We start from the raw sequence: 15,257 nt of genomic DNA on the forward strand, positions 1-15,257 counted from the left end.
GGCTCGTTCCCCGGGGGACCGTTCACAACGCGTTCATCAAACTGTTGAAGCGGATAGGGGTGGGTGGGCGCCGCGCGGGACCGCGGAGCGCCTCCGGAGCGGACCGAGCACGACGGAAGGAAGCATGCGATGGGCAGGGCCACGGCCGTGAACGGCGTACTCGACGTACCCGTCATCGACATCTCCGCCTGGACGGACGGCACCGCCGCCGACCGGGCCGGCATCGCGGGCGAGATCGACCAGGCGGCCCGCACCGTCGGATTCATGCAGATCGGAGGGCATGGGATCCCCGAAGCGGCGGCGCGCGCTTTCGCCGCGGCGCTGGACGACTTCTTCGGCCTCCCGATGGACGGGAAGAAGGCGCTGCGCGCCCCGTCGCCCGACGTCAACCGCGGCTACACCCCGCCGCGCACCGAGAAGCTCAGCCTGAGCCTGGGGGTGCCCGCCGCGGCCGAGGACCTCTTCGAGGCGTTCAACGTCGGCGCGGAGGCGGCCGCCTTCCCCGGCCTCGACCTGCCCGAGGCGCACTATCCGGCCAACATCTGGCCGTCGGTGCCCGGCTTCCGGGAAGCGGTGACGGAGTGGTGCGAGCAGGCGGGCGGGCTCGCCCGGCGGCTGACCGGGATCTTCGCGCACGCTCTGGGGCTGCCCGCGGACCACTTCGCGCCGTTCACCGACCACTCGCTCGACGTGCTCCGGATGAACCACTACCTGCTCCCCGAGCGGGAACTCGTCGTCGACCGCGACCAGATGGGGATGGGCGCGCACACCGACTACGGCATCGTCACCGTGCTGTGGGCCGACCGGGTCCCCGGGCTGCAGATCCTCGACACCGAGGGGCGCTGGCACGACGTCCTGCCCGAGCCGGGCTGCCTGCTGGTCAACCTCGGCGACCTGCTGGCGCGTTGGACCAACGACCGATGGCTGTCGACCATGCACCGGGTGCTGCCGCCGACCGACGCGAGCGGGCGGGTGGTGCGCCGCCGCTCCGCCGCGTTCTTCCACGACGGCAACTGGGACGCCGAGATCAGCTGCCTGCCCGGTTGCGTCCCGGTGGGCACCGAGCCGCTGTACCCGCCCACCACCGTCGGCCGGCACCTCGCCGAGAAACTGGGCGGCTCGCGCGCCGGGAAGTCCAACGCCAACTCGCCCCGTGAGGCCGCCCGGCTGCGCGCGGCCCGCAGCGACTGACCGTCATCTGACTTCTTCCGTACGGCAGTTGCGACCGGTCCCGGGCCACCGACGGCAGGGCCGGGCGCCTCCCCCACCGCCCGGCCCCACCCGTGCCCGAGAGGTCCGCCATGCCCCTGAAACCGCGTCATATTCCGCTCCGCCGCCCCCGGCCCGTCCGGGCCGACGGCGAACGGCACCCCACCGCCGGCCGGACGGTGGGTCTCGGGGTGCAGCACGCGCTGGTGATGTACGCGGGCGCGATCGCCGTCCCGCTGATGTTCGGCGCCGGCGCGGGGCTGACCGGCCCGGCGGTCGGCGCCCTGGTCAACGCGGACGTCTTCGTCGCCGGCCTCGTCACCGTCGTGCAGAGCCTGGGCGCCGGGCGGTTCCTCGGGGTCCGGCTGCCGCTGGTGACCGGCGGCTCCTTCGTCTGCGTCACCCCCATGATCATGATCGCCCGGGAGTACGGGCTGCCCGCGGTCTACGGTTCGATGATCGCCGCCGGGCTCTTCGGAATGCTGGTGGCGCTCCCGTTCGCCCGGCTGCTGCGGGCGTTCCCGCCGCTGGTCAGCGGGGTGGTGATCACCGTTGTCGGGCTGGCGCTGATCGGTGCCGCCCCCGGCATGATCGCCGGACCGGACCCCGCGGCGGCGGACTACGCCCCGCCCGCCCATCTGGCCCTGGCCGGCGGGGTGATCGGCTTCATGCTGCTGCTCCGGCGGTTCCTGCGCGGCTTTCTGGCCCAGGTGAGTGTTCTGCTGGCGCTGCTCGCCGGGACCCTGGCGGCGCTCCCGATGGGGCTCACCGACTTCTCCGGCGTCGCGGACGCGGACTGGCTCGGGCTGGTCACCCCGTTCCGCTTCGGCGCCCCCACCTTCCCGCTCGCCAGGGTGGTCTCCATGTGCGTGGTGATGCTGGTGGTGTTCGCCGAGTCCACCGCGCAGATGATCGCGGTCGGCGAGGCGGTGGAGCGGCCGCTGACCGACCGGGCGCTGGGCCGCGGCCTGGCCGCCGACGGCCTGTCGGGGGTGCTCGGCGGCGCCATGAACTCCTTCCCCGACACGGTCTTCGCCGGGAACATCGGACTGACCCTCATGACCGGCATCCGCAGCCGGTACGTCACCGCGGCCGGCGGCGTCGTGATGGTGTGCCTGGGCACCCTCCCCAAACTGGGCGAACTGATCGCCTCCCTCCCCCAACCCGTGGTCGGCGGAGCCTCGTTGATGTGTTTCGCCACCGTCGCCGCGGTGGGCATCGACATCCTGCGCCGGGCCCGGCTCGACCGGGGCGACAACCTGCTGATCGCGGCGGCGGCGATCGGCACCGGGATGCTGCCGGTCGTCGCCCCGCGCATCTACCACCGCTTCCCGGAGTGGTGGCAGCTGGTCTTCGGCAGCCCCTCGACCGCGGCGCTGGTGGTCGCGCTGGGTCTCCACTTCGTGTTCCACCACGGGCGGCGTCGGGCCGAGGGGGCGTCGGCAGCGGGCTGACGCTACGTCAGTCCAGGTTCTGCATCCGCCGGGCGACCCGGGCGTGCTCCCGCAACTTCGTTGCCAGCTCGGGGAGTTGCAGCTCGCCGCCGTCGACGAGCACCCGGCCGCCGACGACCGTGGTCCAGGCCCGGGACGGGGCGCAGCGCAGCCACGCCTCGACCGGGTCGGTGAGCGCCCCGGCCAGGGCCACCTCGGGGGTGTCCCAGACGACGAGGTCGCCGCAGGCCCCCGGGCGCAGCTGCCCCAGTTCGTCCGCCCGGCCCAGGCAGCGGGCCGAACCGCGGGTGGCGATGTCCAGGGCGTCCCGGGCGGTCATCGCCGCCGGGCCGCCGCGGTACCGGCCGAGCAGCAGGGCGCCCCGGGTCTCCAGCCACAGCGAGGCGTGGTCGGTCGAGGCCGATCCGTCGCAGCCGATGCCGACCGGCATCCCCAGCCCGCGCATCTCCTGGACCGCCGTCGTGCCGCCCGCGATCAGCATGTTGGAGCTGGGGCAGTGCGCCACCCCGACGCCCGCGGCGGCGAGCCGGGCGCGCTCCTCCGCGGTGGGGTGGACGCAGTGCGCGACCCACGTGCGGTCGGTCATCCAGCCGACGGACTCGAAGTACTCGACGGGCCGGCAGCCGTAGGTCGTAAGGCAGTAGGTGTCCTCGTCCGGGTCCTCGGCGAGGTGGGTGTGCAGCCGGACGTCCAGCCGCTCGGCCAGCTCGGCGGTGGCGGTCATCAGCTCCCGGGTCACCGAGAACGGCGAACAGGGCGCGAGGGCGACCCGGCTCAGCGCGCCCGGGGCCGGGTCGTGGTAGGCGCGGACCAGCCGTTCGCTGTCCGCCAGCACCTCCTCGGCGGTCTGGGTGACCGAGCGGGGCGGCAGCCCGCCGTCCTCGGTCGAGCGGGTCATCGAGCCGCGGGTGGCGTGGAAGCGGAAGCCGAGCTCCTGAGCGGTGCGGATCTGGGCGTCGATCAGACGGGGCCGCGGATGCACGTAGTGGTGGTCCGTCGAGGTGGTACAGCCGCCCATGAGCAGTTCGGCGATGCCGACGTAGGTGGCGAGGTGCACGGCCTCCTCGTCGAGGGCGGCCCACAGGGGGTAGAGCGTGGTGAGCCAGGTGAAGAGGGTGCCGTTGACGGCGGGCGCGTAGGAACGGGTGAGGTTCTGGTACAGGTGGTGGTGGGTGTTGATCAGGCCGGGGGTGACCAGGCGGCCCGCGGCGGAGAGCGTGCGGGCGGCCCGCGCCGGTTCGGTGCCGGCCGGACCGTACGCCGCGACGCGGCCGTCCCGCAGCGCGATCCAGCCGCCGGGGATCTCGGTGTCGCCGTCGACGACCAGCAGGCGGGCGTCCCGGACGAGCAGGTCGCAGGGTGATGCCGGGTCGGCGGCGCCGTCCGGACGGGCGTGGTGGTGGGTGTCGGTCATGCGAGGACTCCTGTGATGCGGCGTGCCGATGCTCCGGCACGGGGCACGATGCCTGCGCGCGGGCCCTGTACCGGTGTGGTGCGCGGCCACCGGATCGTCACCGCCGGGCCTGCCGGCGGACGGGCGGTCCTCCTTCCCGAGGTCTCACTTTCCGGAGTCGATGTCCCAACTCGACGGCGGGCAACCGTCGTTGGAGCCCTTCCCGGATTGCGGCGGGCCAGTCCCGGCCGGGCCGTGCGGGCGTCAGACCGGATGCTCCGCCGGCAGCGGGCGCCGCAGGACGTACCCGCCGACCGCCACCGCCACCGCGATCACGCACCCCGCGAAGGTCAGGCCAGCGCCGCGCAGCCCCAGTCCGGTGGTGAGCGCGCCGACGCCCACCACGGGCAGGGAGATGCCGAGGTAGGCGACGAGGAAGAAGGCGGAGAGGGTGCCGCCGCGGTGCTCCGGCGGGGCGGCGGTGCCCACCGCGGTGAGCCCGGCGCGGAAAGCCAGGCCCTGGCCGGTGCCGCCGCAGAGCGCGCCGGCGACCAGGACGGGCAGCGAAGCCGTGGCGAGCGAGGTGGCGACCAGCAGGAGTCCCAGCACCAGGACCAGGCAGCCGGTCGGCAGCGCGGCGCGGACGCCGATCCGGCCGGTCAGGGACTGGCCGAGGGTCGAGCCGAGGAAGACCGTGCAGACGACCGCCCCGGACACCGCGAGGTTGTGCACGTCGAGGGTCTGCGCGACGAAGGCCGGCGCGATCGCGGTGAACAGTCCGAGCAGCGCGAAACCGGCGAACGCGGCGACCGCGGCGGGCGCGAACACCCCGCGGACCGCCGGCGGGACCACGAGCCCCTGGGGCCGGAGCGAGCGCGGCCGGTGCGGGTGCGCGACGGTCTCCGGCAGGAGCCGGGTCACCAGCGTGGCGAGGGCCAGCAGGAACAGGTGGACGAGGAAGGGGAGGGCCAGCGGGCGGGGCGCGTACTGCGCGAGCACACCGGAGAGGAGCGGGCCGCAGCCCAGACCGCCCATGTTGGCGGCGGTGGCGGCGAAGGCGGCCCGGGACTCCTGGCCGGGGCGGGCCAGTTCCAGGACGGCGGCGGTGGCTGCGCCGCTGAACAGCCCGGCGGCGAAACCGGACAGCACCCGGCCGAGCAGCAGCAGCGGCAGCCCGCCTTCGAAGAGGAAGCACAGGGCGCTCGCCGCGGACAGGCCCAGCGCGGCGAACAGCACCGGGCGCCGGCCGGTGGCGTCGGAGAGGTTGCCCGCGCCGTACAGGACCGTGATCACCCCGAGGGCGTAGGTGGCGAAGACCACGGTCACCGTCAGTTCGGAGAAACCGAGCTGTTGGCGGTAGAGCCCGTAGAGCGGGGTGGGCAGGGTCGTTCCCGCCATGCCGATCGCGAAGACGCCCGCCGCGGCGGGGCTGCCGGGGCGACGGGCCCGGCCGGTGCGCACGGTCATGGCGTCAACGTAGGCGCCGGCCGCCGGGCCGGGCCAGGATGCGGCGCCCCGCGCGTGGCGGGGCACCGCGTCCGGCCGGATCAGCGCACTGTCACGGCGTCACGGTGTCGCGGTGTCACCGCGTGGGTGCGTTGGCGGCGGTGACGTTGACGGCGGCCCAGGCCCGGTCGACCGTCTTGTACGCGGTGCTGCCCGCGCCGTAGAGGTCCTTGGCGGCCTGGAGGGTGGCGGTCCGGGCGCCGTGGAAGTCGGTCGTGGAGACCATGTACCGGGTGAGCGCCCGGTAGAAGATCGCCGTGGCCTTGTCCCGGCCGATGCCGGTCACCTTGGCGCCGTCGAAGGTGGGGGAGTCGTAGGCGACACCGCCGATGGTCTTCTTGCCGCTGCCCTCGGCCAGCAGGTAGAAGGCGTGCGAGGAGACGCCGGAGCCGGCGTGCACCTCGGTGTCGTAGGTGTCCTTCGACCAGTAGTCGACGGTCCCTTCGAGCTTGTCCAGGGACGGCTTGTCCAGGCGGCGCAGGAACTTCTGCGCCAGGCCGAGCTTCTCGCCCATGAGGTAGTTGGGCGGGTTCTTCGGGTTGTTGGTGGCGAACTCCACCGCGCTGCCGAAGATGTCCGCGAGCGACTCGTTGAGCGCGCCCGGCTCGCCGAACTGGTGGCCCTCCGCGTCGACGCGGGTGGGCTGGAGGCCGGCGGTGGCGTCGACCACGCCGTGGGTCAGCTCGTGGCCGGTGACGTCCAGGACGACCAGCGGCTTGCTGAAGACCTTGCCGTCGCCGTCGCCGTAGAGCATGCAGCCGCAGTCCGAGGACCAGAAGGCGTTGCCGACGTTCGTGCCGAAGTGGACCAGGGCGTGTGCGCCGGTGCCGTCGTTCTTGATGCCGTTGCGGCCGAAGGTCTTCTTGTAGAAGTCCAGGGTGCTGGTGATGCCGAACTGGGCGTCGACGGCGGCGGTGGTCCGGTCGGCGGTGGTGCCGTTGCCCCAGCGGTTGGTGCCGTTGGTGAGGGGCTTGGCGGAGATGAACTTGTCGAGTTCCTTGCCGCCGGCGTCCCGGGTCTCGGTGTTGCCGCGGGTGCCGTCCCGCAGGACGAAGGCGTTCTTGGCGGTCTGCGTGGTGGACAGCGGCACCGTGCCGACGAAGAGGGACGCGCCGGTGCCGGTGGCCGCGGCCGGGTAGTGGCCGGCGGCGGGCTTGTGTGGAGTGGCCGGGGTGGCGGCCGCCGCGGTGCCGGGGGTGGGGCGCTCGCCCCGCTGCCGGAGCTTGTGCAGGACGGACGGCGACAGGAACGGGTCGTTGACCGGGATGTTGCTGAGGACGCTGCCGGTGGTGGCGTCGATGACGACGGTCCGGGCACCGCCGGCCTCGGCGGTGCGGCTGTCGTCGACCTGCACCTGGTAGGCGAGGGTGGTCCGGCCTTCGCGGGCGTCGACGACGAGCCGGGGCTCGCCGGCGGTGCCCTGCGCCGCGGCGGCGGCCTTGGTGGCGGCCTGGCGGGCCGACAGCTTCGGGTCGGTGCCGGGGAGGTCCACCTGGTGGCGGGCGGCCCGGGTCACGCCCTGGTAGGCGGAGTCCGCGCCGAGGTGGATGACCAGGTCGCCGCCGAGCACCGGCATCCCGCGGTGGGTCCGGACGAACCGCACGTGCCGGTGCCCGTCGGGGTCGACGAGGGTGTCGGTGACCGTGAGGGTGTCCTGCTTGCTGACGCCCGTCGTCGCGGAGTGCGCGTAGGCGGCGGCGCGTGCCGTGGCCACGAGGGAGGGGGTGCCGGCGGGCGAGGAGGCGGCGGGGGCTGCGACGGCGGCGCCCGCGGCGAGGGTGGCGGCCGTGGTGACGGCCAGGGCTATCGCCAGGTGGCGGCTGCGTATGTGGGGTCTACGCACAGCGTTGCGTCCTTATGTGCTGTGGGCGGTGGCATGCGCCAACCGGCCGTACACGCGGTGGCGTTGCACACCGCGGGGGCCGTCCGGCCCCGCACAGACCCTGGTATGTCTGGCATGGGCATGTAAAGAGAAATGATCAATTTTCCATGCCAGGTAGTCAAAAATTGATAATTGATCAGCTTTAGGTAGTCGGAAGATGACCAATCGTGTTCTGGCGGGAAAGACTCACCGGACCGCACGGAGGTTGTGCGGGAACACGGAAGATTTTCCGGACACGACTACCGCCGGGACGGCTGCTGCCGTCCCGGCCGGTCGGTCAGGGGTGGAGGGCGCGCCCTAGCCGGTGCGGAAGAGCTCCTCCAGCGACGCCTGGGCCTTCTCGCCGCCGCGGACCGCCTCGACGACGGCCTGGTGGAAGGCGCGACTGTCCGCCTCGGAGTGGCAAGGGACGGGGCTGCCCGTCATGGTGTACCAGTCCGAGGAGCCGGTGTACTGCACGGCGACGTGCGCCTCGTCCTCCGACCACGTGGTGTGGATGGTCAGATCGCCCTGCATCGGGCCGATCTCCTCGGTCTCCACCGCGCCGGGGCGGGCGTGGATCCCCACCGTGGTCCAAGATGCCCAGGTCATGTCGTTCCCCTCGGTCCCCAGGCCCCGGCCGGCCGCCGGGCGCGGTGCTTCAAGTCTGGCACTCGGCGTGCGGCGGCGCACCGCATCGACAGGCCGCCACGGCGCCCCCGCACACTGTCACCATCCTCGCCACCCCTCCCTCACCCGCTCGTCACGCCCCCGTCACACAGGGTGTCGGCCAGCCAGCTGCCGGCCGCCTCCAGCGCGGCGTCCGCCGCCGGCAGCGCGCCCGCCGCGCCGAGGAACCCGTGGAAGGTGTCCGGGTGTTCGTCCACCCGCACCGGCACGCCGGCGTCCCGCAGTGCCCGTCCGTAGGCGCGTCCTTCGTCCCGCAGCGGGTCGCACGCGGGCAGCACCAGCAGCGCGGGCGGCAGACCGGTCAGGTCCGGGGCGAGGCCGGGGGAGGCGTACGGGTTGCCCCGGTCGCCGTCCGGGCCCAGGTACTGGTCCCAGTACCAGCGCATATGGGCGGTGGTGTGGAAGAAGCCGGTGGCGTACTCGACGGCCGAGCGGCCCGCCAGGCGGTGGTCGAGCGCCGGATAGACCAGCAGCTGGGCGGCGAGCGGCGGCCCGCCGCGGTCCCGGGCCAGCAGGGTGACCGCGGCGGCCAGGTTGCCCCCGCTGGAGTCGCCCGCGACCGCCACCCGGGCCGGGTCGCAGCCCAGCTCCGCCGCGTGCGCGAGGGCCCACCGGGTCGCCGCGTAGGCGTCCTCGGCGGCGGCCGGGAAGCGGTCCTCCGGCGCCCTGCGGTAGTCCACCGAGACCACCACCGCGTCGCAGCGCCGGGCGAGTCGGCGGCACAGCCCGTCGTGGGTGTCCAGGTCGCAGAGGACCCAGCCGCCGCCGTGGAAGAAGACGACCAGCGGGCGGGGGCCGGCGGCGGGGGCGTCCGGCCGGTAGACGCGCACCGGGAGGGCGGGGGCGCCGGGCGGACCGGGGACGGTGCGGTCGGCCGAGGTCACCGTGCCGTCCCCGGGTTCGGGCCGCGGGGCCCGGGAGGCGCGGCGCAGCGCGGCGGCGTCCAGCGGGCCGCGCGCCGGGTCCGGGAAGCCCGCGGACATCGCGTCCACGAGTGCCCGGGCCCGGGGGGAGAGCGGGTCGGGGGCGTCGGCCGCGGGGGCGGGCGGGGCGTCGGTCATCGGGTGGTCAGCCCCCCGTCCACCGCGAACTCCGCGCCGGTGATGTACGCCGACGCGTCGGAGGCCAGGAAGCGGACCAGCTCCGCGACCTCGTCCGGGCGGCCGATGCGGCGCAGCGGCACCCGCGGCCAGTCCTGTTCGCCGGGGGCCGGGCCCAGGGCGTCCGCCACCATCGGGGTGTCGATCATCCCCGGGTGGACGGAGTTGACCCGGATCCGGTCCGCAGCCAGGTCCAGCGCGGCGGACTTGGTGAGCCCGCGCAGCCCGAACTTGCTCGCCCCGTAGGCCGAGTGACCGGGGATGCCCCGCAGTCCGGCGGTCGAGGAGATGTTGACGATCGAGCCGCCGCCCGCGGCGCGCAGCGCGGGGACGGCCGCCTGGATCCCCAGGAAGGGACCGAGGAGGTTGACCCGCAGCAGGCGGTCGAAGTTCTCCTCGGTCTCCTGGTCCACCGGCGCGGTCCACCACAGGGCGGCGTTGTTGACCAGTACGTCCAGCCGTCCGAAGGCGGTGACCGCGGTGTCGACGACCGCCCGCCAGCCGTCCGCGTCGGTGACGTCGTGCCGGACGAACCGGGCCGCGTCGCCGAGTTCGGCGGCCAGCGCCCGGCCCTCCTCCTCGCGGACGTCGCCGAGCACCACCCGGGCGCCGGAGGCCACGAACAGGCGGGCCTCGGCCGCGCCCTGCCCCCGCCCGGCGCCGGTGACGACCGCGACCCTGCCGTCCAGGGACGGCCCGTCGGCGGTCATGCCTGCTCCTCCAGCGCCCGGAAGTGCGGGATGACCGTCTCGCCCCAGTGCCGGATGGTCTCCATGCAGGCTTCCTGCGGCACGGTGCCCATCTGGATCAGGCACATCACCTCGTCCACCCCGATCTCCCGCAGCTGCTCGACGTAGGCGATGGCGTCCTGGGCGGTGCCGTAGGCGTGCTGGGCGTTGTAGGTGCCGGTGTCGACCGGGCGGGCCGGGATGTTGGCCTCGTGCAGTTTGGCGACCAGTTCCTGGCGGTCCTGTGCCAGCGCCGCCACGTGGTCGTCGTGCTCGTCGTGGACGGTGGGCGCCGGGCCGTTGCCGTACCAGTGGGCGATGGCCTCGGCGAAGAACCGCTGGCCGCGGGTGCCGAGGCGGTACGCGGCCGGGCCGTCGTCCAGCACGATCGTCGGGCAGAGCGCGGAGAAGTGGTCGTTGGTCTCGGTGGAGACCAGCCGGTCGCCGCTGCGGGTGGCGATCGCCTCGTCGTAGACCTTGCGCATGGTGCGCACGTCGTCGGCGCCGGCGAACCCCATGACCAGGGCGCCGATGCCGAGTTCGGCGGCGAGCTTGAGGGTGTCGTGCTTGCTGCACGCCATGAACAGCGGCGGGTGCGGGCCCTGCACCGGGCGCGGGAGGATCGCGCCGGGGCCGATGTCGAGCGTGCCGTGCCACTCGAAGGTCTCCTCCCGCCAGGCGTTGCTCAAGATCTGCAGCGCCTCTTCCATCTGCGGGTAGGTGTCCTCGGGCCGGACCCCGTACATCGACATCTCCTGCTTGGTGGCGCCGCGGCCGGCGCCGATGTCCACGCGGCCGCCGGAGAGGACGTCGAGCATCGCGGCCCGCTCGGCGACCCGCACCGGGTGCTGGTAGCCGAACGGCATGGTGACCACGCCGTGGCCGATCCGGATCCGGGAGGTCCGGGCGGCGACCCAGGTGAGGAAGATCTCCGAGGCGCTCATGTGCGCGTACTGGGTCAGCGCGTGGTGCTCCACCGCCCAGATGCGGTCGAAGCCCATCTCCTCGGCGTAGACGGCCTGTTCGACGCAGTCGCGGATGACCTGGCGCTCCCGTTCGGGCGTCGGGTCGGCCAGCTGTGCCTCGAAGATCATCGAGAACTTCATGGAACTGCCTCCTCGTTCTGGAGGGTGGGGAGACTATTTCTAATAGGAATATGTCTAGCAGGTATACGTAGCGAGAGGGAAGGGGGTCGGCGATGTCCCGTCAGGTGGGGGATCGGCGAGGCCGTAGACTGCGGAGCGTGACGGAGAAGAAGGCGCGCGGAGCGCAGGCCGGGGGCGACGCGGAGCGTCCGGCGCTGCCGGCGACCAGCTGGGCGGTGCTCGGACTCCTCTCCTTCGGCGAGGAGTTGTCCGGTTACGACCTCAAGAAGTGGTCGGACTGGTCGCTGCGCTTCTTCTACTGGAGCCCGTCGTTCAGCCAGATCTACGGCGAGCTCAAGCGCCTGGAGAAGGTCGGCTACGTCAGCTCGCGGATGGTCGCCCAGGAGACCGGCAACCGCGACAAGCGGGTCTACGTCATCACCGACGACGGCATGGCGGCGGTCCGCCGGTGGGCGCGCGAGGCGCCCGTCGAGCCGCCGGTGCTCAAGCACGGCGTGATGCTGCGGCTCTGGCTGGGGCACCTGCTGGAGGCCGAGCAGATGCGCGAGGTGCTGGGTCGGCACCGGGAGTACGCCGAGACGATGCGGCAGCGCGCCGAGGCGGACGCCGCCGGCGCCCGGGCCGAGGCGGCCTGGGCCTACCCCTCGCTGGCGCTGAAGTGGTCGGAGCGGTACTACGCCTCCGAGCGCGACCTGGCCGACGCTATGCTGGCCGACTTGGACGAGATGGTGGCCGCGGAGGCCGCCGATGCAGCCGGCGCCGCTGATGACGAAGGCGCCACGCGCCCGTAGGTGCGCCGGAAGTAGAGCAGCGGGTCGGTCTCGCGCAGTCGCTCCGGCGGCGTCAGGGCGGTGACCCGGCCGAGCGCGATCAGATGGTCGCCGCCGGGCAGCACGTCCGCCACCTCGCATTCGATGGTGGCGAGCGCCGCGGGCAGCAGCGGTGCGCCGTTGACGCCGGAACGCCAGTCGACGCCGGTGAACTTGTCGCCGCCGGTGACCGCGAACTGGCGGCACAGCTCCTGTTGGTCGGCGGCGAGGACGTTGACCGCGAACCGTCCGGCCGCGTTGATCTTCGGCCAGGTGGTGGACGTCCCGGCCGGGCAGAAGCACACCAGCGGCGGGTCCAGGGACACCGACGAGAACGACTGGACGGCCATGCCGGCCGGTCGCCCGTCGGGCTGGATTGCGGTGATCACCGCCACGCCGGTGCAGAAGCGGCTGAGCGTGTCCCGCATCGCGGCGTCGTCGACCCGTGTGGCGGGAGTGGTGGGCGGAGTGTAGGTGGGCACGCGACCTCCCGAGGAGTAATTTTCTCGACGTGTTTCTACTAGGTATATGCCTAACCGAAACACTGTGATTGGATACCGGCCACGTCCGCACGTCAAGTAGGCGGTACCGCACCGCACATCACCGCCACCTCCGAGCAAGGGAGCGGGAGGGCCAATGACCTGGGCACACCACACCACTCAAGGGCCGCCGCAGCCGGCGGCACCGGCCACCGTCGCACGACTCGCCGCCCACGCGGCCCGCGTCCACGGGGACCGTGAAGCGCTGTCCGACGGCGAAGTCCGCTGGACCTTCGCAGAGTTGGCGAAGGAGATCACCGCCGCGGCACGCGCCGCGATCGCCTACGGGGTACGGCACGGGGACCGGATCGCCGTCTGGGCCCCCAACAGCCGCCAGTGGATCACCGCCGTCCTCGGCGCGGTCTCCGTGGGCGCCGTACTCGTGCCGCTCAACACCCGGTACAGAGCGGCCGAGGCCGCCGACATCATCCGGCGCAGCGGGGCCACCGTGCTGTTCACCGCCCGCGGCTTCCTCGGCTGCGACTACGACGATCTGCTGCACGACTCCGGCGAGGACCTGGGGCACCTGCGGGGCACCGTGCTGCTCCGCGACGACGGCCCGCCCCGGGAACCGGAACGGCCCGGCACCCTCGCCTACGACGCCTACCTCGCCGCCGGCCGGCACACCCCCGACGCCGAACTCGCCGCGCGCACCGACGCCGTCGGCCCCGACGACCTGTCCGACATCCTCTTCACCTCCGGCACCACCGGCCGCCCCAAAGGCGTGCTCGCCACCCACGGCCAGACCATGCGGGTCTTCGACGCCTGGGCGCGGCTGGTCACCCTGCGCGCCGGCGACCGCTACCTCCTGGTCAACCCCTTCTTCCACACCTTCGGCTACAAGGCCGGGATCCTCGCCTGCCTGCTGCGCGGCGCCACCATGCTGCCCGAGCAGGTCTACGACGCCGACCGGATCCTGCGGCGCACCGCCGAGGAGCGGGTCAGCGTGCTGATGGGCCCGCCGACCGTCTTCCACGGCCTGCTACACCACCCCGAACGCGCCCGGCACCGCCTCGACTCGCTGCGGCTGGCCGGCACCGGGGCCGCCCTGGTCCCCGCCGAACTCGTGGTGCGGATCCGCACGGAACTCGGGATCCCGGACGTCTTCACCGCCTACGGACTGACCGAGTCCGCCGGGGTCGTCACCATCTGCCCGACCGACGCCGACGCCGAAACCCTCGCGCACACCGTCGGACTGCCGCTGCCCGGTACGGAGCTGAGGATCGTCGACCCGGCCAACCAGCCCCTGCCGCCCGGCGAACCGGGCGAGGTGGTGACCCGCGGCTACCACGTCATGCCCGGCTACCTCGACGACCCCGCCGCCACCGCCGCCGCCGTGGACCCCGACGGCTGGCTGCACACCGGCGACGTCGGCGTCCTCGACGACCGCGGCTTCCTCACCCTCACCGACCGCATCAAGGACATGTACGTCGTCGGCGGCTTCAACGCCTATCCGGCGGAGGTGGAACGGGTGCTGCGCGACCACCCGGCGATCGCCGACGTCGCCGTGGTCGGCGCCCCCGACGAGCGGCTCGGCGAGGTCGGGGTGGCGTTCGTCGTCCCCACCGAGGACGCGTCGCCCGATCCGGGGGAGCTCACCGACTGGGCCCGCGCACGGCTGGCCAACTTCAAGGTGCCCCGGCACTACCACCTCGTACCGGAACTGCCCCGCAACGCCGGCGGCAAGATCCTCAAGGGCGAGCTGCGCCGGACGGCCAGGAACGAAGGGAGGAACGGCGGATGAGGCCGACCGAGGAGCAGGAGGAACTACGGTCCGCGGTAAGGCAGTTGCTGGCGCGGCGGCCCGGTCCGGACGCCTGGGGTCCGCTCGCCGGGCAGATCGGCGCGGCCGGGCTGGCGGTGCCCGAGGAGTACGGCGGGTCCGGCTGCGGCCCGCTCGAAGTCCATGTGGTGATGGAGGAGTTGGGGCGGGTGCTGGCGCCGGTGCCCTTCCTGGGGTCCGCGGTGCTGACCGCCCAGGCGCTGCTCGCCTGCGGGGACACCGCACTGCTCCCCGGGCTCGCCGAGGGGGCCGCGGTCGGCGCACTGGCCTGGGCCGAGGACGGCTCCTGGGAGCCGTCCGCGGTCCGTGCCGTGGCCCGCCGGACACCGGGCGGCGGCTGGCGGCTGACCGGCGTCAAGGACCACGTACTGGACGGCGCGGACGCCGCGCTGCTGGTGGTGGCCGCCCGGACCGCCGCCGGGGTCTCGCTCTTCGACGTCCCGGTGGACGGGCCCGGCGTCCGCCGGGAGCGACTGGTGCCGATGGACCCCACCCGCCCGCAGGCCCGGATCGTGCTGGACGGGGCCGCGGGCCGGCTGCTGGGCGCGGACGGGGACGGCGAACGGGTGCTGGCCCGGGTGCGGGACCTGGGGAGCGTGGCGCTCGCCGCCGAGCAGGTCGGAGCGGCCGAACGCTGCCTGGAAATGACCGTCGGCTACGCCCGGGAGCGGGTCCAGTTCGGCCGCCCCATCGGCTCCTTCCAGGCGGTCAAGCACCGGCTGGCGGACGCCTACGTCCAGGTGGAGGCGGCCCGGTCGATCGCGCTGGGCGCCGCGTACGCCGCCGCCGACGGCGCCGCGGAGCTGCCCCGGTACGCCGCGGCCGCCAAGTCGGCCTGCGCGGAGGCGTTCTCGGCGGTGGCCGGGGAGACGATCCAACTGCACGGCGGGATCGGGATCACCTGGGAGCACGACGCACACCGCTACTTCAAACGGGCGCACGGCAGCGCCCAGCTCCTCGGCACGCCCGCGGCGCACCGCCGTCGCCTGGCCACCGAACTGGGACTGACGGCACGTCAAGTCGCCTGATCCATAAGGCGATTGCGCGGCAGAAAGCACTTGCGGCCCCGTGCCACCGGA

Annotated in this window: 13 protein-coding genes; 5 read left to right on the plus strand and 8 right to left on the minus strand. The window is 73.6% G+C overall.

Features of this window, described 5'->3' with window-relative positions; translation table 11 throughout:
• The first annotated feature begins 129 nt into the window (after window positions 1–129).
• Both CG747_RS41135 and CG747_RS41140 read left to right on the plus strand, forming a co-directional pair.
• Window positions 130–1,191 carry an isopenicillin N synthase family oxygenase gene (locus CG747_RS41135; RefSeq protein ID WP_100607005.1) on the plus strand — a complete coding sequence of 354 codons (1,062 nt, stop codon included), beginning with the start codon at window positions 130–132 and terminating at the stop codon, window positions 1,189–1,191.
• A 110-nt stretch (window positions 1,192–1,301) separates the two neighbouring features.
• Entirely contained in the window at window positions 1,302–2,663 is a 1,362-nt protein-coding gene (locus CG747_RS41140) for a nucleobase:cation symporter-2 family protein (protein WP_100607006.1), read from the plus strand.
• A gap of 7 nt (window positions 2,664–2,670) precedes the next feature.
• On the opposite strand, the gene CG747_RS41145 is transcribed toward CG747_RS41140, so the two are convergent.
• From CG747_RS41145 to CG747_RS41175, 7 genes are all read right to left on the minus strand, one after another.
• Window positions 2,671–4,077: an 8-oxoguanine deaminase gene (locus tag CG747_RS41145; RefSeq protein WP_100607007.1), complete on the minus strand. Its 1,407-nt coding sequence runs from the start codon at window positions 4,075–4,077 to the stop codon at window positions 2,671–2,673.
• A gap of 243 nt (window positions 4,078–4,320) precedes the next feature.
• A complete protein-coding gene (locus CG747_RS41150) occupies window positions 4,321–5,523 on the minus strand; it encodes an MFS transporter (RefSeq protein ID WP_100607039.1) in 1,203 nt (400 codons plus the stop codon).
• Window positions 5,524–5,638: 115 nt separating this feature from the next.
• Entirely contained in the window at window positions 5,639–7,405 is a 1,767-nt protein-coding gene (locus CG747_RS41155; RefSeq protein WP_100607008.1) for a M4 family metallopeptidase, read from the minus strand.
• A 336-nt stretch (window positions 7,406–7,741) separates the two neighbouring features.
• Window positions 7,742–8,035, minus strand: coding sequence for a hypothetical protein (locus tag CG747_RS41160; protein ID WP_100607009.1), 294 nt, complete (start codon window positions 8,033–8,035; stop codon window positions 7,742–7,744).
• A 140-nt stretch (window positions 8,036–8,175) separates the two neighbouring features.
• The gene (locus CG747_RS41165; RefSeq protein WP_100607010.1) at window positions 8,176–9,174 is read right to left on the minus strand and encodes an alpha/beta hydrolase; all 999 of its coding nucleotides are present in this window, start codon (window positions 9,172–9,174) and stop codon (window positions 8,176–8,178) included.
• On the minus strand, window positions 9,171–9,923 hold the full coding sequence (locus CG747_RS41170; RefSeq protein ID WP_100607011.1) for a glucose 1-dehydrogenase: 753 nt from the start codon (window positions 9,921–9,923) through the stop codon (window positions 9,171–9,173). The genes CG747_RS41165 and CG747_RS41170 overlap by 4 nt, the downstream gene beginning before the upstream one ends.
• Window positions 9,920–11,047, minus strand: coding sequence for an LLM class flavin-dependent oxidoreductase (locus CG747_RS41175; RefSeq protein WP_100607012.1), 1,128 nt, complete (start codon window positions 11,045–11,047; stop codon window positions 9,920–9,922). The genes CG747_RS41170 and CG747_RS41175 overlap by 4 nt, the downstream gene beginning before the upstream one ends.
• Window positions 11,048–11,184: 137 nt before the next feature.
• Here CG747_RS41175 and CG747_RS41180 point away from each other — a divergent pair, with 137 nt between their 5' ends.
• Window positions 11,185–11,838 (plus strand): PadR family transcriptional regulator, encoded by a 654-nt coding sequence (locus CG747_RS41180; protein ID WP_100607013.1) that lies wholly within the window; start codon window positions 11,185–11,187, stop codon window positions 11,836–11,838.
• Here CG747_RS41180 and CG747_RS41185 read toward each other — a convergent pair.
• Entirely contained in the window at window positions 11,721–12,338 is a 618-nt protein-coding gene (locus CG747_RS41185; protein WP_257981070.1) for a flavin reductase family protein, read from the minus strand. The genes CG747_RS41180 and CG747_RS41185 overlap by 118 nt on opposite strands.
• A 154-nt stretch (window positions 12,339–12,492) precedes the next feature.
• Here CG747_RS41185 and CG747_RS41190 point away from each other — a divergent pair, with 154 nt between their 5' ends.
• Window positions 12,493–14,139, plus strand: a complete 1,647-nt coding sequence (locus CG747_RS41190; RefSeq protein WP_100607014.1) for a FadD3 family acyl-CoA ligase — start codon at window positions 12,493–12,495, stop codon at window positions 14,137–14,139.
• Window positions 14,136–15,206 (plus strand): acyl-CoA dehydrogenase family protein, encoded by a 1,071-nt coding sequence (locus tag CG747_RS41195; RefSeq protein ID WP_100607015.1) that lies wholly within the window; start codon window positions 14,136–14,138, stop codon window positions 15,204–15,206. The genes CG747_RS41190 and CG747_RS41195 overlap by 4 nt, the downstream gene beginning before the upstream one ends.
• The last annotated feature ends 51 nt before the right edge of the window (window positions 15,207–15,257 follow it).

The organism is Streptomyces sp. CB02959, from assembly GCF_002803155.1.
Taxonomy (GTDB): Bacteria; Actinomycetota; Actinomycetes; order Streptomycetales; family Streptomycetaceae; genus Streptomyces.

Bases quoted from the DNA above. Each gene is read 5' to 3' on its own strand.
- CG747_RS41165 (WP_100607010.1), bottom strand. From the start codon at position 9,174: ATGACCGACGCCCCGCCCGCCCCCGCGGCCGACGCCCCCGACCCGCTC.
- CG747_RS41150 (WP_100607039.1), bottom strand. From the start codon at position 5,523: ATGACCGTGCGCACCGGCCGGGCCCGTCGCCCCGGCAGCCCCGCCGCG.
- CG747_RS41135 (WP_100607005.1), top strand. From the start codon at position 130: ATGGGCAGGGCCACGGCCGTGAACGGCGTACTCGACGTACCCGTCATC.
- CG747_RS41140 (WP_100607006.1), top strand. From the start codon at position 1,302: ATGCCCCTGAAACCGCGTCATATTCCGCTCCGCCGCCCCCGGCCCGTC.
- CG747_RS41195 (WP_100607015.1), top strand. From the start codon at position 14,136: ATGAGGCCGACCGAGGAGCAGGAGGAACTACGGTCCGCGGTAAGGCAG.
- CG747_RS41170 (WP_100607011.1), bottom strand. From the start codon at position 9,923: ATGACCGCCGACGGGCCGTCCCTGGACGGCAGGGTCGCGGTCGTCACC.
- CG747_RS41145 (WP_100607007.1), bottom strand. From the start codon at position 4,077: ATGACCGACACCCACCACCACGCCCGTCCGGACGGCGCCGCCGACCCG.
- CG747_RS41160 (WP_100607009.1), bottom strand. From the start codon at position 8,035: ATGACCTGGGCATCTTGGACCACGGTGGGGATCCACGCCCGCCCCGGC.
- CG747_RS41175 (WP_100607012.1), bottom strand. From the start codon at position 11,047: ATGAAGTTCTCGATGATCTTCGAGGCACAGCTGGCCGACCCGACGCCC.
- CG747_RS41190 (WP_100607014.1), top strand. From the start codon at position 12,493: ATGACCTGGGCACACCACACCACTCAAGGGCCGCCGCAGCCGGCGGCA.